Raw genomic sequence first — 25324 nt, forward strand, 5'->3', positions numbered from 1 at the left:
CTCCTGCATCATTGCGGGTGTATCGGTAAGTGGTCACAGTGTCTAAGACCCGCGCTTAGAAATACAAATCATTGTGGCCACCGTCACAGAAGTTGCCGTCATGTCCGCGACGCTTTGACCGGGACCGCCGGAACCAGCTGTTGCCATCACGCCGAGGTGCCATGCCGACGCCCGATAAAGCAGGAATCGCCGGCGCATCAACATATGATGAGTAGGGCGGCAGGAGCCGCCCGGCTTCGGCACTGCCGGAGCAAACATTACCCCCAACACGGCAGCCGGCGTTAGGTTTTGGTCTCTCAAGTGCAAGTAGTCAGCATCAGCAGCCTCAAGGGCGGGGTCGGCAAGACTTCCGTCACCACAGGATTGGCGTCTGCGGCGCTTGCCGCGGGCATCCCCACATTGGTGGTGGACCTTGATCCCCATGCAGACGCGACCACGGCCCTGGGCGTGCAGCCCGGCGACCAGCTGGACATCGGGCGGATGCTCAAGAGCCCGCGGAGGGCCAAACTCGCGGACAACGTGGTGGGCAGCAGCTGGACGGCCCGCGCACTCTCGAACGGTTCCGGTCCGGGAGTCCTGGACGTCGCGGTCGGCTCTGCGTACACCGGGATCTATGACCGGCCGGACCTGGGCCGCCGCGATCTCCGCCGGCTCTCTTCGGTGCTGGCCGGCGCTGACTACGAGTTCGTCCTGATCGACTGCCCGCCATCACTGAACGGCCTGACCAGGATGGCCTGGTCAGCCAGTGACAAAGTGGCCCTGGTGGCCGAACCTGGCCTGTTCTCCGTAGCGGGAACCGAGCGGACCATGCGGGCCATCCAGCTGTTCCGGCAGGAGTTCGCCCCCAACCTTTCGCCGGCCGGCATTGTGGCAAACCGTGTCCGCACCGGCTCATCCGAGCACACTTACCGGCTCGCCGAGATGGAATCGATGTTCGGCGAACTCCTGTTGAGCCCCCGGATCCCGGAGCAGGCGAACTGGCAGCAGATCCAGGGCGCGGCCCACCCGGTACACCACTGGCCCGGCGACTCGGCGAAATCGGCTGCTGCCCTCTTTGACACGCTGCTGGCCAACCTCCTCGCCGTTGGCAACGGCCTGCGGAGCCGCGGCCAGCGCTAGGCGCTGCGGCGGCGGGCGCCGGCCGTACATTGGGCGCATGGAAAAGGCCACCTTCCCCTGGAAGGTGGCCTTTGACGTATTAGGGTTCAGCCGGTTTTCCGGGCTGCACGGCGCTTGCTGAGCTCGTCGTCCGGAAAGGACTGTTCGACAGCATGTTCGCTCGGGAGGGACGCCAGGCTGCCTTCGACCTCCCGCCACACGCGGCCAACCGCAATGCCAAACACACCCTGTCCACCCTGGACGAGGTCGATCACCTCATCGGCGGAGGTGCACTCGTAGACACTGGCGCCGTCACTCATCAGCGTGATCTGGGCGAGGTCCTCCACGCCGCGCTCCCGCAGGTGTTCGACAGCGGTCCTGATCTGCTGGAGCGAGACTCCGGTGTCCAGGAGCCGCTTGACGACCTTCAGGACCAGGATGTCGCGGAAACCGTACAGGCGCTGCGAACCGGAGCCGGCAGCACCGCGCACGGCGGGTTCCACCAAGCCGGTACGGGCCCAGTAATCAAGCTGGCGGTACGTGATGCCGGCCGCCTTGCAGGCAGTCGGTCCGCGGTAGCCCGCGTCTTCGTCAAGAACGGGAAGGTCTTCGGTAAACAGGAGGCCCTGGGCACCGCTCGCGGGCACAGCGACACCAGCCGTCGAGGGCTGTTTCAGCTCGCCTGCTTCGCCTTTGGGACTCACCTGGATCCTCCTTGTCATAAGCTCCCGGGGAAAAACTGCAGCAGCCTGGACGGGCACGAAGTCCATGCATGTAATTTCCTGGAGCCGCACCTTACAGTGTGACTTGCGCTGCTGCTGTAAGCAATGGGAACTTGATACCTTTGACGTTAGGCCTGCCGGGTCCCAAGGTCAAAGACGTTCGGCTCTTTGCGGGGGCGTGTCGAAACTTTCAGCCTCAACTTTAACCTTAACGTGATCTCAGCCGTCGAAGTCTTCCGGCTCCACGTCGTCCAGGAACTCCCGGAACCGCCGCAGTTCACGTTCCTCATCGACGGTGGGCCCGGGCTCGGTGTCTTCGCCCTCATCGTGCTCAGTGATGCGGACCCCCGCCTCGTCCATGACCGAATCGGCGCACCAGATCCGGCATTTGGCCCGCAGTGCGATGGCCAGCGCATCAGATGCACGTGAGCTGACAGTGGTTCCGTTCTCGAACTGCAGCTGGCCGTAGAAGATGTTGTCCTCCACGGCGACAATGTTCACACTCACCACCGAGTGGCCCAGGGATTCCACCACGTCCACCAGGAGGTCGTGGGTCATGGGCCGGGGCGGGACCACGCCCTGCTGGGCCAGGGCAATCGCACTGGCCTCCGGCGTGCCGATCCAGATGGGCACGTGCCGCTCGCCGTGGATCTCGCGTAGCAGCACCAGCGGCTGGTTGGAAGGAAGTTCGATCCGAACCCCTACGATCTCGACTTCGATCATCAGATGTCCATGCGTGAGATGTGGTCCTGCACCAGGGCCCGGTGCAGGGTGAGGCAAAGGTCGCTGATCTCGCGCGCCGCTTCGGCCGCCCGGGCCTGCGACGCCGAATCCTTGCGCGATGCGAGCGGCGCCACTGCCCGCTCCACGAGTCCGAATTCACGTTCGGCCGCGGCCTGGAAGGGCCGCAGGTGGCGCGGCTCCAGGCCATGGCTTTCCAGCTGGACGCACGCCCGGGCCACCTGCAGCGCGTGTTCGTCAAACTTGCCGTTGCTGTGGCTGATCAGCCCGAAGCTGAGCAGCGACTGCAGCAGCGGAACGCTGGCACCGGACTCGGTCCGAAGCTGCTCCTCGGTGAGTTTGCGGCCACGGTTCTGCAGCTCGGCTGCCAGCTCGTCAGAGACGATCCGCGGGGAAACCACGACGCCGGGGGGAAGGTTTTCGGGCCGCTCTCCCCTGTCGATCGCGTCGAGGTAGTCCTTGATGACTTTCAGGGGGAGGTACTGGTCACGCTGGAGTGCCAGCACAAAACGGAGGCGTTCGACGTCCCCGTCCGAGTACTGCCGGTACCCCGCGGGCGTCCGGCGGGGGTTGATGAGTCCCTTTTCTTCGAGGAACCTGATTTTGGACGCGGTCATTCCTGGGAAATCGCCGCTCAGCTGGGCGAGGACCTCCCCGATGTTCAGGACCTGGGGTCCACGGCGTTCCGGTTGTGCCATTGCCACAGGCAACTGCCCCGGGATCAGGCGCGGCCTGCAGCGCGGGCAGGGCTCAGGTAGAAGGTGAGGCGGAATTTGCCGATCTGGACTTCGCTTCCGGACTTCAGCTCAACACTGTCCACGCGGTCATGGTTGACATAGGTGCCGTTGAGGCTGCCTTTGTCCACCACTTCGAAGCTGCGCGCCGTGCGCTGGAACTCAACATGGCGGCGTGAAACGGTCACATCGTCCAGGAAGATGTCGGCGTCCGGGTGGCGGCCGGCGGTGGTGACGTCAGAGTCCAGCAGGAACCGTGCCCCGGCGTTGGGTCCGCTGTGCGCGATCAGCAGGGCTGATCCGGCGGGCAGCGCCTCCACGGAGCTGCGCTCGTCCGATGAGAGCTTGGGGGTAATAGTGGGTTCTTCGGTGACGGGCGTGAGATGGATCGAGGTGGTCTCCGAAGCCTTGCCTGTGCCGTAATCCCCGTCGGCAGGGTTCTGCTTGTGGCCAACCATGGCTTCCTCCTCTTCCGCTGCAGCGTCACCTGCAATCAACATGTCCCCCCGGCCTGCCTCGCAAACCTGGCCCCGGACGCCGGATCCGGCCATTGACGTGCGAAGACGTTGCATGGCCGGACCGGATCAACCGGTTAGCTTTAGCCTACCTGTTGTTCGTACTCCGACGCACTGAGCAACGATTCCACGGCGTCGGCTTCGGCAAGTTTGACTTCGATCAGCCAGCCATCGCCGTAGGGATCGGAGTTGATGAGGGCGGAGTCTGTGTCCAGGGAGTCGTTGCGAGCCACCACTTCCCCGCTGACCGGAGCGTAAATGTCGCTCACGCTCTTGGTGGACTCGACTTCGCCCACTACTTCGTTCGCGGTGATTTTTGTACCCACTTCAGGCATCTGCGCATAGACAACGTCTCCGAGTGCGTCCTGGGCGAAGTCTGTGATGCCCACGCGGACCACGCCGTCGGCGTTGGGCGCGGTGACCCATTCGTGCTCTGCGGTGTAGGACAGGTCTTCGGGAATGTTGCTCATCAGGGGCCTTTCATCGGGTCAAACACCAATGTCAACGGGGCCTGCTAAACAAGCCGCCGCTGAAAGTATAGGCACAACTCCCGGGGCGTTCGAGGTGGATTCTGACATGATGGGACCATGCCCGAGCTTCCTGAGGTTGCAGGCCTGGCTGACTATCTGGACGGCCACCTGCGCGGCACGGTCCTGGAACAGGTCCAGATTGTGTCCTTCGCCGTGCTTAAGACGGCGGATCCCGCCTACACCGATCTCTACGGGCGGGCTGTGACCGGCGTTCGGCGTTTCGGTAAGTTCGTGTGCATTGACACCGAAGGCCCCTCCCTGGTCTTCCACCTCGCGCGGGCAGGCTGGGTCCGGTTCACCGATTCGCCGGGCAGCGCTGAACTCAGGAAAGGGAAGGGGTACATCGCCGCCAGGCTGTCCTTCTCCGGTAATTCTGGCCGGCACGGGATGGACCTGACCGAGGCCGGCACCAAAAAGAGCCTGGCCGTCTATGTGGTGCGCGAGCCGGAGGATGTTCCGGGGATCGCGGCCCTGGGGCCGGATCCGTTCAGTCCGGAGTTCGACGCCGGCACTCTGGCAAAGATCCTTAGCGCCAGCTCCCAGCAGGTCAAGGGGCTCCTCCGAAGCCAGAGCGTGATCGCGGGGATCGGAAACGCCTACAGCGACGAGATCCTGCACGCCGCGAAAATATCACCGTTTGCGATCGCCAAGTCGCTTGACCGTGGGGAAGTCCAGGTTTTGTACGACGCCATCCACAGCGTCCTGGGCACGGCGCTGGCCGAAGCCCGCGGCAAGCCGCCGAGCGAACTGAAGGACGTCAAGAGGAGCCACATGCGGGTGCACGCCCGGACCGGCGAGGCCTGCCCGGTCTGCGGCGACACGGTCCGGGAAGTGTCCTTCGCGGACACTTCGCTTCAGTACTGCCCCACCTGCCAGACCAAGGGAAAGATCCTGGCGGACCGGCGGACGTCAAAGTTCCTGAAGTAACGCCAAAAGCAGAAGCGCCCCGGAGAAATTCTCCGGGGCGCTTCTGCTTTTTGGTCGGGCTGACAGGATTTGAACCTGCGACCCCTTGACCCCCAGTCAAGTGCGCTACCAAGCTGCGCTACAGCCCGTCAGTTCCGCCGTTCTCCGCTGCGTTTACTCCTGATGTTAGCCAGGATTTCAACTCAGCAGTCCGGCCGAACCACCTTGAAAAGCTTACACGATGCGAAGGGGTGCCTGTGACACTTTCGGGCATCCGATCAGCAGGTGTGTCGGAATTAACGCTTCTTGCCGCGCTTTTCGCGCACGCGCATGTTGACCTCGATGGGCGTGCCCTCGAAGCCGAACGTCTCGCGCAGCCGGCGGGTGATGAAGCGGCGGTAGCCGGGGTCAAGGAACCCGGTGGTGAACAGCACGAACTTCGGCGGGCGGCTGGATGCCTGGGTGCCGAACAGGATACGGGGCTGCTTGCCGCCACGGACCGGGTGCGGGTGCGCCGCCACGAGCTCGCCGAGGAAGGCATTCAGGCGTCCGGTGGCGATGCGCTTGTCCCAGCTTTCCAGGGCAAGGTCCAGTGCCGGGACCAGCCGGTCCTTGTGCCAGCCGGTCAGCGCCGAGATGTTAACCCGGGGGGCCCAGGCAACGTGCGCAAGGTCCTGCTCAATTTCCCGCTCCAGGTAGGTACGGCGTTCGTCATCGAGCAGGTCCCACTTGTTGTAGGCGAGAACCAGCGCGCGGCCGGATTCGATGGCCAGCTGCAGGATCCTGACGTCCTGTTCGCTGAGGACTTCGTCCACGGCCAGGAGGACGACGGCGACCTCCGCCTTCTCCAGGGCGGCCTGGGTCCGGAGTGAGGCGTAGTAGTCGGCGCCCTGTGCCATGTGCTGGCGGCGACGGATGCCGGCCGTATCAACGAACCGCCAGGTCCGGCCGCCGAGTTCAATGAACTCATCCACCGGGTCCCGGGTGGTGCCTGCGGTGTTGTCCACCACCACACGCTCCGAGCCGGCGAGCTTGTTCAGCAGCGACGACTTGCCCACATTGGGACGCCCGATCAGCGCAATGCGGCGCGGGCCGCCCGAGCGCTCCAGTCCTTCGATCGTGGAGAACTCAGGCAGGGTGTCCATGACGTGGTCCAGGAGGTCGGCAACGCCGCGTCCATGCAGGGCGGAGACCGGGTAGGGCTCGCCAAAGCCAAGGCCCCACAGGGTGGCCGAGTCTGCCTCCTGGGCAAAGTCGTCCACCTTGTTCGCCACCATGATGACGGGCTTCTTGGACTTGCGGAGCATCTTCATGACGCCCTCGTCCGTGGCGGTCGCGCCCACGGCGGAGTCAACCACGAACAGCACGGCGTCGGCCAGTTCCACGGCCATCTCGGCCTGCTCGGCTACACGGGCGTGGATGCCCCGGGCATCGTGCTCCCAGCCGCCGGTGTCCACGAGGGTGAAGTTCCGGCCGTTCCAGTGGGCCGAGTACATCACGCGGTCCCTGGTGACGCCGGGGGTGTCTTCCACCACGGCTTCGCGGCGGCCCAGGATGCGGTTGACCAGGGTGGACTTGCCCACGTTGGGGCGCCCGATGATGGCCAGGACGGGGTCCAGTTTGACCGGTCCGTCGAAGTCCTCGTCGTCGTACCGGCCGCTGAGCAGGGCGGCGTCGTCCTCGTCGAGGTCGTAGTCTTCCAGTCCGGCCCGGAGGGACGCCGCGCGCAGCTCCGCTTCGTCGTCGTCCAGGGCTGCCAGCCGCTCGGCGACCTGGTCGGTGCCGGTGGGCGTGTATTCGTCTTCGCCGGCGCCGGAGTGGCCGGATGTTTGAGTCGTATCGCTCATTGCACTTTCCTTAGTGGTCATCTGCCGGCGTCCCGGCTACTGCTGGTTCGAGCGGTGAGCCCGTGTGGGGCAAAGGCTGCCCACTGTGTTTGATTGCATCCTGGACGTGCCCTGCCAGCGCAGCGCGGATTTCCATTCCCGCCCTGTCCATTGAAGCACGGCCGGTTTCGCCGGGATTGCGGCTTATTGTCAGGGCGTTGCCGAAGCTGACATGGAACCGCCGCCCCGGCCTGGGGACGGTGTCGAGGTGTTCATCGCCGGTCCGGGTACCCAGGATGGCGACCGGCACTACCGGAGCCCCCGAGTTCAGTGCCAGCCATGCCACGCCGTTGTTGATGTCGGTTGCCTGGCCGCTCCCCCGGGTGCCTTCCGGCAGAATCCCGACGCAACGGCCGGCGTCGAGCACGTCCTTGCTGAGCAGCAGCGCCGCACGGTCGCCGGAGCGGTCCACGGGCAGCTGGCCGGAGGCCCGGAGGACCCGGCCCAGGAAGCCCTTGAACATCTCCTTCTTGACGAGGATGTGCATGGGACGCGGTGAGGCGCCGAACATCACCGGCCCGTCCAGGAAACTGATGTGGTTGCCGGCAAAGATCACCGGTCCCCCGGTGGGGACGTTGGAACGGCCTGTCACCGAGGTGCGGTACACCAGATGGTCCAGGATCCAGCCGACGGGGCGGCTCCACGCCATGGTCCAGGCGGCGGGAAGCTTGCTGCGGCGCTCAGTCACGGTTGAGGACCTTGGTGACGATCACGAGGGCGGCGTCCACGGTTTCCTCGAAGTCAAGGTCCGAGGAATCCAGCGTCACCACGCCATCGGCGGCCTGGGTGAAATTCACCACCGTTGAATCCTTGGCATCGCGGTGGATGACCTGGGCAGCGAGCTGCTCGGCGTTCTGCGTGCCGCCCAGCTGGATCCCGCGGCGGCGGAGCCTGGCTTCCTCGCTGGCCGTCAGCAGCATCCGGACTTCCGCTCCGGGCGCGACGACGGTGGTGATGTCCCTGCCCTCCACCACCATCCGGCGGTGGTGCTTTTCAATGAGCTCGCGCTGGCGCCGGATCAGTTCGGTCCGGGCGCCCAGGGTGGTGGCCACGGCGCTGACGGCCGACGAAATGGACGGTTCGCGGATGGCCTCGGCAACGTCAACACCGTCCACCCGCACGTAGTCCTCGTGCGGGGTGGTGCTCAGTTCCAGCACCAGGTCCCTGGCTGCCTGCTCCACGGACTCGGCGTCATCAAGGCTGATTCCGGTGTTGACGCAGAACCAGGTCAGGGCCCGGTACATGGCACCGGTGTCCAGATAGGCAAGCCGGAGCCTGCGGGCCACTTCCTTGCTTACGCTGGACTTGCCGGAACCGGACGGGCCATCGATGGCCACCACGAGCGGCCGTCCCACCCGCAGGGCGGGCAGGGTGTCAATGAGTTCCTGTGTCATTACTGCAGTACCCGCCATCCGCGGTCGTTGAGTGCTTCGATCAGGTGGTCATGTTTGTTGGGCAGCACTGAGAGCTCCACCATGCCGACGTTCTGGCCTGACGAATGGTCCAGCCGGAGGTCTTCGACATTCACGCCGATCTCCCCGATCTCGGTGAGGAGCAGGGCGATCTGGCCCGGCTTGTCGTCTACCAGGACGGTGAGCCAGGAGTACGCCTGCGGCGGGCCGCCGTGCTTGCCGGGAATGCGTGCCTGGCCGGCATTGCCTTCGCTGATCAGCTGGGCAAGGTCCAACCGTGCGCCGGGTGCGGCGGGCGCCTCCAGCGTGCCGATGAGGCGGTTCAGGTCCTCACGCACGCCGTAAAGGATTTCCACCACTTTCCGGGCGTTGCCGCCCAGGATCTGCACCCAGAGGGTGGGATCACTCGCGGCGATCCTGGTGACGTCCCGCAGGCCGTTGCCGGCCAGGGAAAGCGCATGGAGCGGCGTGCCCTGCAGCCTGCTGGCCAGCAGTGACGACATCACCTGGGGCAGGTGGGATACCAGTGCCACGGCTTCGTCGTGTTCGTCCGCGGTGAACTGGGAGACGATTGCGCCCAGGTCCGAGGCGAGGGCGCGCGCCACCCGGGTGGCTTCGGCTGAGGACTCCTCCGACGGGCAAACCACCCACGGCATGGACGTAAAAAGCTCGCCACGGGCCGCAACGGGCCCGGATTTCTCCCGTCCGGCCATCGGGTGGCTGCCGACGTAGCGGGAGAGATCCGCGCCGCGGGCGCGAAGGTCGGCCAGGATGTCCGCCTTGACGCTGGCAATGTCCACCACCACGGATTCCGGGTAGTCCGCCAGCGCGCCCGCCACAACCGAGGCTGTGACATCCGGCGGTGCCGCCACGACCACGAGTTCCGGTGCCTCGCCCGACAGCTCGGCCAGGGGCAGACCGGCGCCGATGTCGACGGCGACGGCCTGGTTGGTGGGCGACGGGTCCGACAGGTACACGGGGACGGCGCGGCCACGCAGGCCGAGCCCGATGCTGGCGCCCAGCAGGCCGGTGCCGATCACAACGACCGGGCCGTTAAGGTGTCCGCGGCCGTGCGTACGAAATGCGGACATGCCTCAGAGCCCTACGGATGCCAGCAGGTGGCCGACTTCCTGCTTGCCCAGGTTCCGGATGCTGCCCTGTCGCTGGTCGCCGAGGCCGATGGGTCCGACCTTGACGCGCACCAGGCGCAGGACGGGGAAGCCCACGGCATCGAACAGGCGCCGGACAATCCGGTTCTTGCCCGAGTGCAGGACTACCTCGATCAGCACGTGGCCCGGGGTGGAGTCCACGAGCTTGAAGGAGTCCACAGAGGCGAAGCCGTCCTCGAGTTCCACACCTTCCCTGAGCTGGGCGCCGATTCCCTGCGGGAACGGGCCACGGACCTGCACGAGGTAGGTCTTGGGGACCTCGTAGGACGGGTGCGTCAGGCGGTTGGCCAGCTCGCCGTCGTTTGTGAGCAGCAGCAGCCCTTCGGTGGCGACGTCCAGCCGGCCCACATGGAAGAGGCGTTCCCCGTGGTTGTTGCGGACGAAGTCGCTGATGCAGGGACGGCCGTCGGGGTCCTCCATGGTGGACACAACACCCTTGGGCTTGTTGAACACCATGTAGACGAGGTTTTCGTCCAGCTGGATGCGCAGGCCGTCAACGTGGATGACAGCGGTTTTGGGGTCCACCCGGACACCCAGCTCGGTGACAACCTGGCCATCGACCTCGACGCGTCCCTCAGCGATCATCTCTTCGCAGACGCGGCGCGAAGCCACGCCGGCCTGCGCCATGACCTTCTGCAGGCGGGTGCCGTCGGCGTCGTGCATTTCAGACTGCGGGACGGGCCCGCGGGGACCGCGCTTGCGCGAGGGCTTGCGGACCGGGCCGAGGTTCTGGCCAAAGCGTTCGCTGCCGAAGGCGCGGGATGCCGCCGCCCCCGGCTTTCCGGTACGTGGCTTGGGCTTGAGCGCACCCGGAGTGCCGGGAGCCTTCTTGGCGCCGGGCTTGCGGGCAGCAGGCTTCCGTGCCGAGGGGGCGGCCGGCTTCCAGTCGGACGCGCCGCCTTGCTGGCCTGCGGATGCCTCGTCGGGATCGACAAAGCGCTCCTCGCGGGGCTTGGGTGCCTTATGGGGGCGGTCGCCGCCGCCGAAGCCGGCGTTGCGCTTGCCTGCAGCGCCGCGGAATCCGCCGGCCTGCGCACCGCCCCGGCTGGCGCCGCCCTGTGCGCCGCCTTGTGATGAATTGCGTTCCGGACCTTTACGTCCTGAACTGTTACGTGGTGAACCCTGGCGTCCCGCCTGTGTCATGACCCGTCCTTCGATATGTTGACCGGCAGATTGTCCAAGGACAACCCTAGCCAGCCGTGCAGAATAATTCTGCCCTGATGAATACTCTTGTGCGCAGGCAGGATGCCCCGCCTACATTCTTCCGGCGTCGTAGAACTCCTCGATGCCTTCCAGTCCCGGAAGATGGGGTGAAAGCTGAGGCAACTCAGCCACGGAGCCGATCCCCATCCGCTCCAGGAAGTACGATGTTGTCCGGTACAGGACGGCGCCTGACTCCGGATCGTTCCCGGCGTCTTCGACCAGTCCGCGCTGCGTCAGTGTCCGCACGACCGAATCAACGTTTACTCCCCGAATTGCGGACACCCTGGCCCGGGAAACAGGCTGCCGGTACGCGATGACGGCCAGGGTTTCCAGGGCCGCCTGCGTGAGCCTGGCCGTTTGGCCCTCCAGCACAAACCGGCCGACGATGTCGGCGAAGTCAGTGCGTGAGTAGATCCGCCAGCCACCGGCGATGTTCCGCAATTCAAAACCCCGGGGGCTGGCGCTGAAGCCAGCATCGCTGGCAACGTCCATGTCCGGGGCTTTAACAGTATAGCCGTTATACTCCCGCTGCAGTTCCGCCAGCAGTTGCTCCACAACCTCGACGGTCAGGTTCAGTCCCGCTGCGAGCTCAGCGGCGGTGGCCGGCTGGTCCAGCACCATCAGCACGGCCTCGACGGCGGCCTTGGCCCCGCCCGGCAGGTTCCTGACGTCCAGTCCCTCGTCGTCAACGGCCCCGGGATGCTCTTCGGTCACGGCTGTTCCTCGTATTCTTCACTCAGGTTCTCGGTGGACCATTCCTGGCCTTCGGCGCTCCAGTGCACCGTCAGGTCACCCAGGGGGCTGAGCTGGTCGAACGCCACCACCTTGTCGCGGAACATTTCCAGCAGCGCCAGGAACCGCGCCACCACCACCAGGGTGGACTCCGCGTCGGCGATCAGCGCCCGGAAGGACAAGGGGTTCCCCAGCTGGAGGCGGAGACCCATGATTTCCGCCTGTTCCTTCACGCTGACGGCGCTGCCGTGCAGGTGGGCCAGGCCGACTTCGGTAGGCCGGGGCACCTTGGGTTCCAGCGCGGTTTCGGCCAGCTTGGCGAACTGTTCGGGGGTGTGTTTCCAGACCAGCTCAGGCAGCATGGCGGCGAAGTGTTCTTCAAGGGCAACCTGTCGCGGGAAGCGCCGGGATTCCTGGTCCAGGGTCACGGCCATCAGGCCTGCGACCTGCTTGAAGGCCTTGTACTGCAGCAGGCGGGCAAAGAGGAGGTCGCGGGCTTCGAGCAGGGCGATGTCCTCATCGTCCTCGACTTCGCCCGCGGGCAGGAGCCGGGCGGCCTTGAGGTCCAGAAGGGTGGCGGCAATGACCAGGAATTCGCTGGCCTCATCCAGGGCCCAGTCCTCCCCCAGTTTCTGCAGCTTCCTGATGTATTTGATGAATTCATCGGTGACGGTGGCGATGGCCACCTCGGTGATGTCCAACTGGTGCTTGGCAATGAGGCCCAGCAGGAGGTCGAACGGTCCGGTGAAGTTGGCCAGCCGCACCTCAAAGCCGGGCTTGGACTCAGCCACAGCCTGGCTAGGGTGCGCCGCCGCGCGAAATCAGCTCTTTGGCCAGGCGGCGGTAGGCATCTGCACCAATGTGGTTGCCGGCGTAGCTGGTGATCGGCTCCGCCGCCACTGTGGCGTCAGCGAACTTGATCGAGCGCTTGATGACGGTTTCGAACACCTTGTCGCCGAAAGCTTCCACCAGCCGTGTGATGACTTCGCGGCTGTGGAGCGTGCGGGCGTCGTACATCGTGGCCAGGACGCCGTCCACCTGCAGGCGGGGGTTCAGCCTGTCCTGGACTTTGTCGATGGTCTCCACCAGGAGGGCGACGGCCCGGAGGGCAAAAAACTCGCAGATCAACGGAATGATCACGCCGTGGGCGGCAGTCAGGGCATTGACGGTCAACAGGCCAAGGGATGGCTGGCAGTCGATCAGGACGACGTCGTACTCGTCCTCGACCTTTTTGAGGGCCCGGTCCAGGACCTGCTCACGGGCGACCTCGTTGACCAGCTGCACTTCGGCGGCGGAGAGGTCGATGTTGGCCGGCAGGAGGTCCACGTTTTCGACACCGGTGTGATGGATGGCGTCGCGGATATCAATCTTGCGGTCCATGAGGACGTTGTAGACGGTCAGGTCCAGCTCGTGCGGGTTGATGCCCAGTCCCGCCGACAGCGCACCCTGCGGGTCAAAATCGACCAGCAGTACCCGGCGGCCATATTCGGCAAGGGCCGCTGCAAGGTTGATGGTGGATGTGGTCTTGCCCACGCCGCCTTTTTGGTTGACCATGGCGATGACGCGCGCCGGACCGTGGGAGGACAGCGGAGCGGGTTCAGGAAATTCGCGGTGCGGGCGCCCGGTGGGACCCATCACGGCGTCTTCCAGATCGAGTTCCGTGCCTTCCAGAGTTGCCGAACCCTGTTCGCTGCTCACGTATCTATCCACACTTTCGATGACGGTGATTTACCTGCCGCTGGATATCCAGCGCCGTTCCTGCTTTTCACCAAGGCTACAGCCCCCGACACGGTAATCGAGGGAACTTGACTTTGCACGCATTCTGAGCCTTTACCTTCTAGTAGAGGTCGAAGGTTAGGCCTTGTCACGCGCAAACCGCCCGCGCAGCCGGGGGCTGCACGGGCGGTTTGAGGGTTTTGTTTTTGCCTGCCGGCCAGGCATTCGCCCGGCCCGCTGCCTAGACGGTGGCCGGGACCGGCTTGGCTTCGGCCGGGTGGTCCACCGGTTCGCCATGGCCGGCGATCATGGTCTGCTCGTCGAAGGGAGCCCGTCCCGAGAGGACTTCGCCGACCTGCTTGTTGTCGATCTCTTTGACCCAGGTGCCGATCAGCAGGGTGGCCACAGCGTTGCCCGTGAAGTTGGTCAGGGCGCGGGCTTCAGACATAAAGCGGTCGATCCCGACGATCATGCCCACGCCGCCCAGGAGCTCTGGCTTGTGTGCCTGCAGGCCGGCGGCCAGCGTAGCGAGGCCTGCACCGGTGACACCGGCTGCGCCCTTGGAGGCAATGATCATGAAGATGAGCAGGGATACCTGGGCACCAAGATCCAGCGGGGTTCCCATGGCGTTGGCCACGAACAGCGATGCCATCGTCAGGTAGATGGCGGTGCCGTCAAGGTTGAAGGAGTAACCCGTCGGAACGGTGACACCAACAACCGGCTTGGAAACGCCCAGGTGTTCCATCTTCGCAATGAGGCGGGGCAGTGCCGCCTCGGAGGAGGACGTGGAGAAAATGAGCAGGTATTCGCGGGCCAGGTACTTCATCAGCTTGAAGATGTTCACTCCGGTCACTACCTGGAGCAGACCGCCGAGGATCACCACGATGAAGAGGGCGCAGGTGATGTAGAAGGCGGCCATGAGCGTGAACATGCTCACGATTGCCGCGACGCCTGTGGCGCCGACAACAGCTGCGATGGCACCGAAGGCGCCCACCGGAGCAAGCCACATGATCATGATGAGGATCCTGAACACCAATACCTGGCCGTGGCCGATGGCCTTCAGGACAGGAGCGCCCTGCGCGCCCATCTTCTGGAGGGCGAAGCCCACGAGGATGGCGGCGAAGAGTGTGGGCAGGACCGGAATGTCGCCCGGGATAATGCCCAGGAGGAAGGCAACGGTGCTGTCCACTTCGGCCTTCTTATTGGGGTCATACGGCGCCAGCTTCAAACCCTCACCCGGGTGGATCAGGTTGCCGACCACAAGGCCGATGCCCAGGGCGAAGGTGGACATAAGAACAAAGTAGCCCAGGGCCAGTCCGCCCACCTTCCCTACGGTGGCAGCCTTGGCGATGGAGCCAATACCAAGGACGATGGTGCAGAAGATGATCGGCGCGATCATCATCTTGATGAGCTTGATGAATCCGTCGCCAAGCGGCTTCATCGCTTTGCCGACCTCGGGGAACAGCAGACCGACGATAGCGCCCAGGATCACGGCGGCAATAACGGCAATGTAAAGGTAGTGGGATTTGTCCAGGCCCTTGCGGGCGGCCTTTGCAGGCGCTGCTGACTCTCCTCGTTGAGAAGCCATGATGTGTCTCCTTATGGATAATCTGGTAGACGCTGCGGCGCAGTCTCTGGGCTCATCGCGTCGGTCCGGTGTGATATCCATCATTGGGCACGCCGTGACTTAGCTCACCGTTGCGTTCATATTGGTCATGGGAGGTGCTTGATGATCCACCGCTGGAGTATCGCCCGCAGGCTGTTTGTGGCGAACCTGGTGATTGTGCTGGCGTTCATTGCCATCGGAGGCACCGCCGCTTACGTTGACGCCCGGGACCGCAGCTATGAGGAAGCCGGCCTGCGGATGACCGGCGTGGCTGCCGCCATCGCTGCCAGCCCCCTGGTCCTCCAGGCTGCCGGCACGCCGGATCCGTCGGCGCTGCTGCAGCCGTACGCGCTGGAGGTGATGGCCGGATCCGGAGCCGATTTCATCACCATCATGGCGCCGGACCGGACGCGCTGGACGCATCCGCGGGATGAGGAGCTCGGCAGGCCGTACATCGGCTCGATTGATGCCGCGCTCCGTGGCGAAATGTTCACCGAGGTCACCGCCGGTACCCTGGGCCCGTCGGTGCGCACGATTGCCCCGGTCAAGGACGCGGCAGGGAACGTCAAGGCGCTGGTTGCCGCCGGCGTCACGGTCCGGACGGTGGACGTTGCCCTGTCCGGCCGGTTGCCGGCCCTGCTGGCGCTCGGCCTGGCCCTTCTCCTGGGCGGGTCCCTGGCTTCCTGGCTGCTTGGCAGGTACCTGCGCCGGGTAACCCGTGGATGGGGGCCGGAACAGCTGGCCCAGCTGTTTGCCTACTACGAGTCCGTCCTCCATTCCGTCCGTGAGGGACTCATCCTGATCGATACCCGGGGCAGGGTGGTGATGTACAACGACCAGGCCGCCGAGCTGCTGGGCCTCGAACCCAGCGGGTCAGGCGATGACCCGTCACGGCCGCCCGCCGTGTCGGACCTCCCGTTGGCCGAGAGCCTGAAGGACCTTTTTGAATCCGGCCGCCCGGCACACGATGAAATCCATCTGACGGGTCCCCGGATTGTGGTGGTCAACCAGGGCCCGGCCGTGGGACCGGACTCCCCCGGCCTCCGCCGCCCGGCGGTGTTCGGCACGGTGGCCACCATCCGTGACCGGACGGAGATCGAGTCGCTGGGAAGCGAACTGGAAACGATGAGGACCCTGTCCAGCGCCCTTCGCGCCCAGACCCACGAACACGCCAACCGGCTGCACACCATGGTTTCGCTGCTGGAGCTGGGCCGTACCCGGGAGGCGCTCGAGTTTGCCACCAGGGACCTTGAACTCAGCCAGCAGCTCACCGACGAGATGGTCAGTTCCGTGGACGAGCCCGTACTCAGCGCGCTGATCATGGGCAAGGCGGCGGAAGCCAACGAGCGCGGCGTGAAACTGACCCTCGCCACCGTGGGGTCCGCGTCGGTGGCAGGACTGGCGGTCCAGGACCTCGTCACCATCCTGGGCAACCTGCTGGACAACGCCATCGACGCGGCCGCGGACGGCAAGGCCCCCAAGCAGGTGGAGCTGACAGTGGAGTCCGACGCCGAGGGCCTGGACATCACAGTCAGGGATTCCGGTTCCGGAATCGACCCGGCAGCCGTGGACAATATCTTCAAGCACGGCTTCAGCACCAAGGCGCCCGGCCCCTTTGGCAGGGGTGTGGGCCTGGCGCTCGTACGGCAGGCCGTGCAGCGGCTGGACGGTACCATGACCATCACAGGCACGGACGGAGCACAGTTCCATGTCTTCCTGCCGGCCATGGCCGCCGGAACCGACAAAGAGGAGCAGTTCCAGTGAGCGATATCCGCGTCCTCGTGGTTGAGGACGAACCGGTCGCCTCCGCGGCGCACGCCGCCTACGTGGGCCGGCTGGAGGGATTCACCCTGGCCGGCACTGCCCCGGACGGCCAGTCGGCATTGCGGCTCCTTACAGACTTCCTTGCCTCCGGGGAACCGGTGGAGCTGGTGCTGCTGGACATGAACCTCCCGGACCTGCATGGCCTGGACATCGCCCGGCGGATGCGCGCCTCAGGGATCCTGTCGGACATCATCGCCATCACCGCCGTCCGCGAACTCGCCATTGTCCGGAGCGCCGTCGCGATCGGCGTGGTGCAATACCTGATCAAACCCTTCACCTACGCCACCTTTGCCGACAAACTGGCCAGCTACCGGCTGTTCCGGCAGCAGTTGGCCTCCCCGGAGTCCGGCTCCACAAAGTCCGGGGCCTCGCAGAGTGACGTTGACCAGGCCTTCGCCAGCTTGCGGGCCCCCTCCGAAATGCCTCTGCCCAAGGGCCTGTCCGTCTCCACCCTTGAAGCAGTGCAGGAATTCCTGAAGGGACAGTCGGACGCCGTCTCGGCCACCCAGGTCATGGATGCCCTGGGCATGTCCAGGGTTACCGCACGCCGCTACCTGGAGTACCTGGCCGACGCCGGAACCGTCTCCAGGTCACCGCGCTACGGCACACCTGGCAGGCCGGAAAATGAATACAGGTGGAGCGGCCGCTGACTCCCATCGGGCCGCAATGTATACACGGAACGCATTTTTTCGGGAACTTTCCGCGAATCAAGCCCATAAACATGGTTTTGTGTATACACTGGGGTGATGCAGCCAACGAAGGGTCAAAACGTCCGCGCCAGCGACCGCGCCTACGCGGCGCTCCGTGACGACATCGTCGAGTGGCGCCTTCTCCCCGGAACCCTGCTCGCCGAGGTGGAACAGTCCGAACGCCTGGGCGTCTCCCGCACCCCCCTCCGGGAGGCGCTGGGGCGCCTGACGGCAGAAGGGCTGACGACGGCGGCAGGCGGCCGCGGCGTCGTCGTCACCGGCATCTCGCTGGAGGACATCGACGAACTCTTCGAATTGCGCGAAACCCTCGAAGGCAGGGCCGCGGAACTGGCTGCCGAACGTGGCGATCCGGACGATTTCGCGCGCCTGCACCGGGAACTGCTGGCGGCACCGGCCCTGATCAGCGGCGAAGACCCGGCGCGCCACGACTACTACGCCCTGGTGGCACGGCTCGATGCGGCCATCGACACCGCCGTATCAAACACCTACCTGGCCCAGGCCATGGGTGCCCTCAGGGTCCACCTGGTGCGGGTACGCAGGCTCGCCGCCGACGACGCGGCGCGGCTCTGTGCCGCCGCCGCCGAGCATGCCGCGATTGCCGAGGCGATCGCCGCCCGCAATCCCCGCCTGGCCCACGCGGCCACCACGGTCCATCTGCACCGAAGCCTTTCGCATATCAAAGCCACCCACACACCGCATTCCTAAGGAGCACCCATGGTTAAGGAACACCACGTCCGCGTGTACAAGAGCGAGGAAAACCTGGCCCGCGAGGACCAGTTGGCCCATAAGATCGCCGTGGTCGCCGCCGACCCCGTCGAGGTCACCGCCGACGTCACGGAGATGGTGATCAACCGCGTCATCGATAACGCCTCGGTGGCCATCGCTTCGCTGAACCGTGGCCCGATCGTGGCCGCCCGGGCCCAGGCATTGACCCACGGCCCGAGCACCGGCGGGAAAGGCGCGAAGGTCTTCGGCATCGGCGAACGGGTTTCGCCGGAGTGGGCGGCGTGGGCCAACGGAGTTGCCGTGCGTGAGCTCGACTACCACGACACGTTCCTGGCTGCGGACTACTCGCACCCGGGCGATAACATCCCGCCGATCCTGGCGGTGGCCCAGCACGTGGGCTCCAGCGGCGCGGACCTGGTCCGGGCCATCGCCACCGGGTATGAGATCCAGGTGAACCTGGTCAAGGCCATCTGCCTGCACAAGCACAAGATCGACCACGTTGCCCACCTCGGCCCCTCCGCCGCCGCCGGCATCGGCACCCTCCTCGGGCTCGACGTCGAGACGATTTTCCAGTCCGTGGGCCAGTCGCTGCACACCACCACCGCGACCCGGCAGTCCCGGAAGGGTGAGATTTCCACCTGGAAGGCCCACGCCCCCGCGTTCGCCGGGAAGATGGCCGTCGAGGCCGCGGACCGGGCGATGCGCGGGCAGACCTCCCCCGTGCCGATCTATGAGGGTGAGGACGGCGTGATCGCCTGGATGCTGGATGGCCCCGACGCCTCGTACATGGTGCCCCTGCCGCTGCCCGGGGAGGCGAAGCGGGCCATCCTGGACACCTACACCAAGGAGCACTCCGCCGAGTACCAGGCCCAGGCGTGGATCGACCTGGCCCGGAAGCTCCACCGGGAGCACCCTGAGGCCACCGACCCTGCGAATGTGGCCTCCGTGCTGATCAGGACCAGTCACCACACGCACTACGTGATCGGTTCCGGCGCGAACGACCCGCAGAAGTACTCCCCCACCGCGTCCCGGGAGACGCTGGACCACTCCATCCCCTACATCTTCACCGTGGCCCTGCAGGACGGGTCCTGGCACCACGTGGATTCCTACTCGCCCGAACGCGCGGCCCGGCCGGATACCGTGGAACTCTGGCACAAGGTGTCCACCGAGGAAGACCCGGAGTGGACCCGGCGCTACCACTCCCTGGACATCGCGGAGAAGGCCTTCGGCGGGTCCGTGGAGATCACCCTCACCGACGGCACCGTCATCACGGACTCGATCGCGGTGGCTGACGCGCACCCGCTCGGTGCCCGGCCGTTCGCGCGGGCACAGTACGTCAACAAGTTCCGCACCCTCGCCGCCGGGCTCGTGGAGGAGGCCGAGATCGAACGGTTCCTCGCCGCCGTCGAACGCCTCCCCGAACTCGGTCCCGGGGAACTGGACCAGCTGAACATCACCGCCGCCCCCGGCGTGATCGACTTCGCCGCCGCCCCCAAGGGACTGTTCTAAATGCTGTACTCAAAAGTCACCCCCGAGCAGAAGCGGATCCGGTTCCGCGAACTCCTCGCCTCCGGCACCATTGCCCAGTTCCCGGGCGCGTTCAATCCGCTCTCGGCCCGGCTGATCGAGGAAAAGGGCTTCGCCGGGGTCTACATCTCCGGCGCAGTCCTCGCCAACGACCTCGGCCTTCCCGATATCGGTCTGACCACCCTCACCGAAGTGGCCACCCGGGCCGGGCAGATCGCCCGGATGACCGACCTGCCCGCCATCGTGGACGCGGACACCGGCTTCGGCGAGCCCATGAACGTGGCCCGCACCGTCCAGGAAATCGAAAACGCGGGCCTGGCCGGACTGCACATCGAGGACCAGTTCAACCCCAAACGCTGCGGCCACCTCGACGGCAAAAACGTCGTGGACCTGGACACCGCCACCAAACGCATCCGCGCCGCCGCAGACGCCCGCCGGGACCCCAACTTCCTCATCATGGCCCGCACCGACATCCGGGCCACCGACGGACTGGCCGCCGCGCAGGACCGGGCCAAGGCACTCGTGGACGCCGGAGCGGACGCGATCTTCCCCGAAGCCATGGCGACGCTGGAGGAATTCCAGGCCATCCGTGATGCAGTGGACGTGCCCATCCTGGCCAACATGACCGAGTTCGGGAAGAGCGAACTGTTCACCGTGGACCAGCTCCAGGGCGTCGGCGTCAACATGGTCATCTATCCGGTCACCCTCCTCCGTAGTGCCATGGGCGCCGCGGAGCGTACGCTGGAATCGATCAGGTCCGACGGCACCCAGGAGGCACAGGTAGAGAGCATGCTGACCCGTGCGCGGCTGTACGATCTCGTGGATTACGAAGCCTACAACCGCTTTGACACCGGAGTCTTCAATTTCAAGGTTCCAGGTACCCGCTGACCCAAACCATCAAAGGACTTCCGGCTTCGGCCGGCCCACAGGCACAAGGAACGAAGGAGTTTCAGCATGGCTGAAAATGAGATCAAAAAGGGCCTCGCCGGCGTCGTGGTGGACTACACCGCGGTGTCCAAGGTCAATCCAGATACCAACTCGCTGCTGTACCGGGGCTACCCCGTCCAGGAACTCGCCGCCCGCTGCAGCTTCGAGGAGGTGGCCTACCTCCTCTGGAACGGCGAACTGCCAACAGCCGAGGAACTGGCCGCCTTCACGGCGCGGGAACGGGCCGGACGGCCGCTGGATCCGGTAGTCAAACAGGTCATCGACGCGCTGCCCACCAGCGCGCACCCGATGGACGTCTGCCGGACGGCGGCATCGGTCATGGGTGCCCGCCACGAACTGGCCGAGGACTCCTCGCGCCAGGCCAACATGGACAAGGCCATCGACCTCTTCGCCGCCATGCCCGCGGTGGTGGCCTACGACCAGCGCCGCCGACACGGCCAGGAACCGGTAGAGCCACGCGACGACCTGGACTACTCCGCCAACTTCCTGTGGATGACTTTCGGCGAGGAACAGGTGCCCGAAGTCGTTGACGCGTTCAACGTGTCCATGATCCTGTACGCCGAGCACTCCTTCAACGCGTCCACGTTCACGGCCCGGGTGATCACGTCAACGCTCTCGGACCTGCATTCAGCAGTAACCGGAGCCATCGGGGCGCTCAAGGGTGCGCTCCACGGCGGCGCCAACGAAGCCGTCATGCACACCTTCGACGAGATCGGCATCCGGCCCGAGGAATCACTGGAGGACGCCGCCGCCCGGGCCAAGACCTGGATGGAGGACGCCCTGGCCCACAAAAAGAAGGTCATGGGCTTCGGCCACCGCGTCTACAAGCACGGAGACTCCCGGGTGCCCACCATGAAGGCCGCCCTGGACAAGATGATCGCCCACTACGGACGGCCCGAACTCCTGGGCCTCTACAACGGGCTGGAGACTGCGATGGACGAGGCCAAGGGCATCAAGCCGAACCTCGATTACCCCACCGGCCCCACGTACCACCTCATGGGCTTCGACACCGCCACATTCACGCCACTGTTCGTTGCCAGCCGCATCACCGGGTGGACCGCCCACATCATGGAACAGCTCGACTCCAACTCCCTCATCCGTCCCCTGAGTGAATACAACGGCGAGGAGGAACGGCACCTGCCGTAACAGCCACTCCAGCCAGCACGACGGCGGCCCGGTCACCTCTGGAAGGTGACCGGGCCGCCGTCATCCGGGGTGCTTCCCCGCGTCCGCTGTTAGGGGACCAAGCTCAAGGACATGAACATTCGCTTGAGCTGCGCGTACTCCCCGGTGGCCATGTACGCCTTCGCTTCGTCGACCGAATCGAAGGCGAGACCCTGGGTGTCACTGAGAGTGACCTGGAATTGCGTGGCAAAGGAGAGCGTCGCAACAGGCGTGGACACCATGTTGTAGTACATGCACGACGTGATCAGCTGCGGGTCGGCCTGGCTCAGGCCCAACGAACCCCGGACTTTCAGGCCACTGCCCGTCCCGTCAAGCACCCGGAAGCTGAACTCCGGCGCGCCGGCGCGGGCGGAGGCGCGGTACGGAATATCCACCGGCCCGGAATCGAGGGTGAGCAGCGGGACAGGCGCCGGACCACAGGCGCCACCCAGCCCCCCTGAATTCGCATGTTCCAGCCCGGCAATCCGGATTCCCTGTTCATTGGCCACGTCGAGCTGAACGGACGGTGTTGCGCCGTCCGCTTTCTTCTCAATCACCGTCCAGCCGGGCGGCAGATCGAAAGAAAGCCGGGCGCTCGGGTTTGAATACCGCTCCCAAGCTGCGGCAGCGGGCGCCGCGGGCGCGGAGGGAGTGATGGGCAGTGCGACGCCGGACGTCGGGGCGTGGCTGGCCGACGGTGTTGGGCTTGGGGTGGCAGCCGGTGTCGGACTGGTGCTTGCGGCAGCAGACGGAGTCGCAGTGGAGGTGTTCGCCGGCGCCGGTCCTGCCGTCAAGGGCCCCAGGTTGATGGTGACCAGAACACCGGCTGTCACGGCCGCTGCCGCCATCGTCAGAAGCCCTATGGTCCTGCCGCGGCGCTGCCTCCGCTCCGCGAGCGTCGGAATGTCCTCGGACACGCGGTCAGCGTAGACCTCCGGGCGGGAAAACATCGCGTGCAGGGCCTCCTCGGCGTCCGGAATGGTGGGGTTGGGGCCGATCGGGTCAGCTCCCGCAACGTGATTCCTGATGGCATCCATGGCTAGGCACCCACTTTCTGTTCGAACGGGCCGGAAAGGGCCGGCAAAAGTTTGCGGAAAGCCTCCCTTGCCCGGTGCAGCCGCACCTTGGCAGAAGATTGGGTGCATTGGAGTACCTGCGAGATTTCAGCAATGGTCATTTCATCCCAGTAAGCCAACTGCAGAATGTCCCGGTCTTTTTCCCGCAGTGCCATCATGGCGTCCTCCACGGAAGCGTCATCACTTGTTTCCCAGGAATCCTCCACTGAGGAGACCATGAGCTTGTCGTGCAGCGCCTTCTGCCGGTCGCGGCCACGGTAGGCGTTGCCGATGAGATTGCGGGCCACTGTAAAGAGCCAGGGAATTTCCGTGCTGCCCGCGCCGTCCCACTTTTGCCAGGCGACGCGGAAGACGTCGGCCGCGAGCTCCTGCGCCAGCTCGGCGTCATCCACCCGCCGCAGGACATACTTGTGGATTCTTGGATAGCTGTCCTTGTACACGGCGATAAACGCCAACTCGCGCTCTGAAAGCACGATCCCCCCTGAGGTCGTATGGTCGTGGTCCTGCTTGTAACCGTGTAGTTTCCGGCTGGACCGGAACGGTTACACGCCCCTGACCAGTGCCCGCCTCAGCGGGTGGTGTAGTCCAGCACTTCGCGGACGGTCTCGTTGTCCTCGTTCAGGACCACGGTGATGTGGAGCACGGACCCGTCCAATGCAAGCGGGAGCCAGTGGGCGGCGTCCTGCCACATCCGCTCGACGGGAAGGGCGCCGACATCGAACCATTCCGGCCGGATCTCCGCGCTTTCGGACGGTTCGCCGGTCCACCGGTCCGCCACAAACAGCCGGGTGGTCATGTTCCATTCGGGCCTGGCCGGAAAGTCGAAGACCACCACGCCGGCGTCGCGGAGGTCCTGCTGCCGGACTACAACGCCGGCTTCCTCGTGGACTTCCCGGCATGCAGCCTCCGCGTCGGTCTCGCCGGGTTCAACGTGGCCGCCCAGGCCAACGATCTTTCCGCGCCCAAAGCCGGTCTTCTTCATACCCAACAGGACCTGGGGCATGCCAGCCAGATCCCGGGTGAGGAAGCACAGCGTGACCGGAGTGAATGTCATGCCCTCAACCCTAGCTTGGCTGCCTGCGATCCCGGCGGGTTCCTCGCTCAAGGGGCGAAGGCCGGCCCTTCTCCAACAAGGCGCGGCCGGAGCTCAACTGGGATGCCTTTCTGTGCGAATTCCTGGTCCATGGCTTCCTGCGCCGTCACTCGTTGGCCGTTCTGCGAGACATCGTTGTTCAGGGCCTGGAATTTCCAGGTGAAAACGGTGGACCACGGCGCCTGCAGGTCAAAGAGGAATCGGCCGTTCTGCAGCTTGGCGATGCGATACCAGGCGTTTCCGCCGTCGAGTTGAAGGTCCCTGGCGCCGTCGTCGGAAATCGAGTAAGCCAGCCAGCCATCGGCGCAGCCAAGCACGGTGTAATAGTGCTGTTCCGCTCCAGCAATGGGCTCAATGGCGCGGGCCGGCGTGTTCATCAGCTGGTCAATGTTGGCCACGGTGCAGGGGACGCCGCCGGTGGTCAGGACTGCGGGTGTTGTGGCGGACTGGCTTTCCGAGGGTGCGGGCGCGGGTTCGGTCATGGTGCCGCTCGGGGCAGCTGTGGCTTCGGTGGTGCCCGCAGGCGCCGGCTCCGGCTGCGGTGCCACCATTCCCCCGGCCACAACGACGGCACCAACCACTGCCGCTGCCGCAAGGGCGACACCCACCGCCCGCACCGCCGTACGGCGCGCGGTCCCGTGCCCTGACAGGGGCACAACGTTGGGGTCCGCAGAATACACAATGGAGCGCGCAGCGGCGGCTGCCGCAGCGGACCGTGGTTCCTCCACCCGGGGCTTGGCGTCCTTCATGAGCTGCTCGATCCGGTCCATGGCTAGCCCTTCCGTTCGGTCATGAGTTGTGCGGGGGCCACGCTGGCAAATGCACGGCGAGCGCGGTGCAGGCGGACAGCGGCAGCCGAGGGGGAACAGCCCAGTGCCTGGGCCAGCTCGGCGGTGGTCAGATCGTCCCAGTAGCTGAGCATCAAAACTTCCCGGTCCCGCTCCTTGAGCCGCAACAGGACATCGGCCACAGCGGCCTGCTGTTCATCGTTGAAGCCAGGAGCCTGGCGGCGGGCCTGGTCCTCCAGGCGGTCGATGAGTTCGAGGCGGCGACGGCGTCCCTTGTACTCATTGCTGAGCACCTTCCGGGCGGTGGCGAGCAACCAGCCTATGCCGGGCGGTTCCGCCAGCTGCTTTTCCCAGGCGATCCTGAAGACGTCCGCTGCCAGTTCCTCGGCGCGTGGCAGGTCATTGATGCGGTAGGCGATGTAGTGGTAGACGCGCGTGAAATGCTGAGTGTGCAGGTCGATGAAGTCATGTTCACTGGCTGCCAACATAGTGTTCCCC

The 25324-nt window shown here is 65.4% G+C and carries 27 protein-coding genes and 1 tRNA gene; 8 read left to right on the forward strand and 20 right to left on the reverse strand.

Annotated elements, in window-relative coordinates; translation table 11 throughout:
- Nucleotides 1-300: 300 nt before the first annotated feature.
- On the forward strand, nt 301-1119 hold the full coding sequence (locus EYS21_RS20030; RefSeq protein WP_131134998.1) for a ParA family protein: 819 nt from the start codon (nt 301-303) through the stop codon (nt 1117-1119).
- An 86-nt stretch (nt 1120-1205) separates the two neighbouring features.
- On the opposite strand, the gene EYS21_RS20035 is transcribed toward EYS21_RS20030, so the two are convergent.
- The 5 genes from EYS21_RS20035 to gcvH form a co-directional block, all read right to left on the reverse strand.
- Nucleotides 1206-1802: a MerR family transcriptional regulator gene (locus EYS21_RS20035; RefSeq protein WP_131134999.1), complete on the reverse strand. Its 597-nt coding sequence runs from the start codon at nt 1800-1802 to the stop codon at nt 1206-1208.
- A 237-nt stretch (nt 1803-2039) separates the two neighbouring features.
- Nucleotides 2040-2543 carry a bifunctional nuclease family protein gene (locus tag EYS21_RS20040; RefSeq protein ID WP_066285823.1) on the reverse strand — a complete coding sequence of 168 codons (504 nt, stop codon included), beginning with the start codon at nt 2541-2543 and terminating at the stop codon, nt 2040-2042.
- Nucleotides 2543-3259: a MerR family transcriptional regulator gene (locus EYS21_RS20045; RefSeq protein WP_131135000.1), complete on the reverse strand. Its 717-nt coding sequence runs from the start codon at nt 3257-3259 to the stop codon at nt 2543-2545. Before EYS21_RS20045 ends, EYS21_RS20040 begins: the two co-directional genes overlap by 1 nt.
- Nucleotides 3260-3282: 23 nt before the next feature.
- Nucleotides 3283-3753 (reverse strand): FHA domain-containing protein, encoded by a 471-nt coding sequence (locus EYS21_RS20050; RefSeq protein ID WP_131135038.1) that lies wholly within the window; start codon nt 3751-3753, stop codon nt 3283-3285.
- A 140-nt stretch (nt 3754-3893) separates the two neighbouring features.
- Nucleotides 3894-4280 carry a glycine cleavage system protein GcvH gene (gcvH, locus tag EYS21_RS20055; protein ID WP_131135001.1) on the reverse strand — a complete coding sequence of 129 codons (387 nt, stop codon included), beginning with the start codon at nt 4278-4280 and terminating at the stop codon, nt 3894-3896.
- A 117-nt stretch (nt 4281-4397) separates the two neighbouring features.
- On the opposite strand from gcvH, the gene EYS21_RS20060 reads away from it, so the two are divergent.
- A complete protein-coding gene (locus EYS21_RS20060; protein ID WP_131135002.1) occupies nt 4398-5267 on the forward strand; it encodes a DNA-formamidopyrimidine glycosylase family protein in 870 nt (289 codons plus the stop codon).
- A gap of 51 nt (nt 5268-5318) precedes the next feature.
- Here EYS21_RS20060 and EYS21_RS20065 read toward each other — a convergent pair.
- From EYS21_RS20065 to EYS21_RS20110, 10 genes are all read right to left on the reverse strand, one after another.
- Nucleotides 5319-5395: transfer RNA gene (locus EYS21_RS20065), tRNA-Pro, on the reverse strand.
- A 147-nt stretch (nt 5396-5542) separates the two neighbouring features.
- Nucleotides 5543-7093, reverse strand: coding sequence for a ribosome biogenesis GTPase Der (gene der, locus EYS21_RS20070; RefSeq protein WP_131135003.1), 1551 nt, complete (start codon nt 7091-7093; stop codon nt 5543-5545).
- Nucleotides 7094-7103: 10 nt separating this feature from the next.
- A complete protein-coding gene (locus EYS21_RS20075) occupies nt 7104-7781 on the reverse strand; it encodes a lysophospholipid acyltransferase family protein (protein ID WP_131135039.1) in 678 nt (225 codons plus the stop codon).
- 31 nt (nt 7782-7812) lie between these two features.
- Nucleotides 7813-8526, reverse strand: coding sequence for a (d)CMP kinase (cmk, locus tag EYS21_RS20080; RefSeq protein ID WP_131135004.1), 714 nt, complete (start codon nt 8524-8526; stop codon nt 7813-7815).
- The gene (locus EYS21_RS20085; RefSeq protein WP_131135005.1) at nt 8526-9635 is read right to left on the reverse strand and encodes a prephenate dehydrogenase; all 1110 of its coding nucleotides are present in this window, start codon (nt 9633-9635) and stop codon (nt 8526-8528) included. Before EYS21_RS20085 ends, cmk begins: the two co-directional genes overlap by 1 nt.
- Before the next feature lie 3 nt (nt 9636-9638).
- Nucleotides 9639-10856, reverse strand: a complete 1218-nt coding sequence (locus tag EYS21_RS20090; RefSeq protein WP_131135006.1) for a pseudouridine synthase — start codon at nt 10854-10856, stop codon at nt 9639-9641.
- A gap of 111 nt (nt 10857-10967) precedes the next feature.
- A complete protein-coding gene (locus tag EYS21_RS20095; protein WP_131135007.1) occupies nt 10968-11630 on the reverse strand; it encodes an SMC-Scp complex subunit ScpB in 663 nt (220 codons plus the stop codon).
- Nucleotides 11627-12439: a ScpA family protein gene (locus tag EYS21_RS20100; protein WP_131135008.1), complete on the reverse strand. Its 813-nt coding sequence runs from the start codon at nt 12437-12439 to the stop codon at nt 11627-11629. The genes EYS21_RS20095 and EYS21_RS20100 overlap by 4 nt, the downstream gene beginning before the upstream one ends.
- 7 nt (nt 12440-12446) lie before the next feature.
- The gene (locus tag EYS21_RS20105) at nt 12447-13346 is read right to left on the reverse strand and encodes an AAA family ATPase (RefSeq protein ID WP_131135009.1); all 900 of its coding nucleotides are present in this window, start codon (nt 13344-13346) and stop codon (nt 12447-12449) included.
- A gap of 259 nt (nt 13347-13605) precedes the next feature.
- Nucleotides 13606-14952, reverse strand: a complete 1347-nt coding sequence (locus tag EYS21_RS20110) for a cation:dicarboxylase symporter family transporter (RefSeq protein ID WP_131135010.1) — start codon at nt 14950-14952, stop codon at nt 13606-13608.
- A 141-nt stretch (nt 14953-15093) separates the two neighbouring features.
- Here EYS21_RS20110 and EYS21_RS20115 point away from each other — a divergent pair, with 141 nt between their 5' ends.
- From EYS21_RS20115 to EYS21_RS20140, 6 genes are all read left to right on the forward strand, one after another.
- Nucleotides 15094-16734: a sensor histidine kinase gene (locus EYS21_RS20115; RefSeq protein WP_131135011.1), complete on the forward strand. Its 1641-nt coding sequence runs from the start codon at nt 15094-15096 to the stop codon at nt 16732-16734.
- Nucleotides 16731-17444 carry a response regulator gene (locus EYS21_RS20120; RefSeq protein ID WP_131135012.1) on the forward strand — a complete coding sequence of 238 codons (714 nt, stop codon included), beginning with the start codon at nt 16731-16733 and terminating at the stop codon, nt 17442-17444. Before EYS21_RS20115 ends, EYS21_RS20120 begins: the two co-directional genes overlap by 4 nt.
- A 96-nt stretch (nt 17445-17540) precedes the next feature.
- Entirely contained in the window at nt 17541-18209 is a 669-nt protein-coding gene (locus EYS21_RS20125) for a GntR family transcriptional regulator (protein WP_131135013.1), read from the forward strand.
- Between the two features lie 9 nt (nt 18210-18218).
- On the forward strand, nt 18219-19739 hold the full coding sequence (locus tag EYS21_RS20130; RefSeq protein ID WP_131135014.1) for an MmgE/PrpD family protein: 1521 nt from the start codon (nt 18219-18221) through the stop codon (nt 19737-19739).
- Entirely contained in the window at nt 19740-20645 is a 906-nt protein-coding gene (prpB, locus tag EYS21_RS20135; RefSeq protein WP_131135015.1) for a methylisocitrate lyase, read from the forward strand.
- Nucleotides 20646-20711: 66 nt separating this feature from the next.
- Nucleotides 20712-21851, forward strand: a complete 1140-nt coding sequence (locus EYS21_RS20140; protein WP_131135016.1) for a bifunctional 2-methylcitrate synthase/citrate synthase — start codon at nt 20712-20714, stop codon at nt 21849-21851.
- Nucleotides 21852-21940: 89 nt separating this feature from the next.
- On the opposite strand, the gene EYS21_RS20145 is transcribed toward EYS21_RS20140, so the two are convergent.
- The 5 genes from EYS21_RS20145 to EYS21_RS20165 all read right to left on the reverse strand — a co-directional run bounded on the left by EYS21_RS20145 (nt 21941) and on the right by EYS21_RS20165 (nt 25314).
- A complete protein-coding gene (locus EYS21_RS20145; RefSeq protein WP_131135017.1) occupies nt 21941-22906 on the reverse strand; it encodes a hypothetical protein in 966 nt (321 codons plus the stop codon).
- A gap of 2 nt (nt 22907-22908) precedes the next feature.
- Nucleotides 22909-23418, reverse strand: a complete 510-nt coding sequence (locus tag EYS21_RS20150) for a sigma-70 family RNA polymerase sigma factor (protein ID WP_131135018.1) — start codon at nt 23416-23418, stop codon at nt 22909-22911.
- Between the two features lie 95 nt (nt 23419-23513).
- Entirely contained in the window at nt 23514-23999 is a 486-nt protein-coding gene (locus tag EYS21_RS20155; protein ID WP_131135019.1) for an 8-oxo-dGTP diphosphatase, read from the reverse strand.
- A gap of 47 nt (nt 24000-24046) precedes the next feature.
- A complete protein-coding gene (locus EYS21_RS20160) occupies nt 24047-24808 on the reverse strand; it encodes a hypothetical protein (protein WP_131135020.1) in 762 nt (253 codons plus the stop codon).
- Between the two features lie 2 nt (nt 24809-24810).
- On the reverse strand, nt 24811-25314 hold the full coding sequence (locus EYS21_RS20165) for a sigma-70 family RNA polymerase sigma factor (protein ID WP_131135021.1): 504 nt from the start codon (nt 25312-25314) through the stop codon (nt 24811-24813).
- Between the last annotated feature and the right edge of the window lie 10 nt (nt 25315-25324).

It is taken from the genome of Arthrobacter sp. S39, assembly GCF_004320525.1.
In the GTDB taxonomy this organism is placed as follows: domain Bacteria; phylum Actinomycetota; class Actinomycetes; order Actinomycetales; family Micrococcaceae; genus Arthrobacter.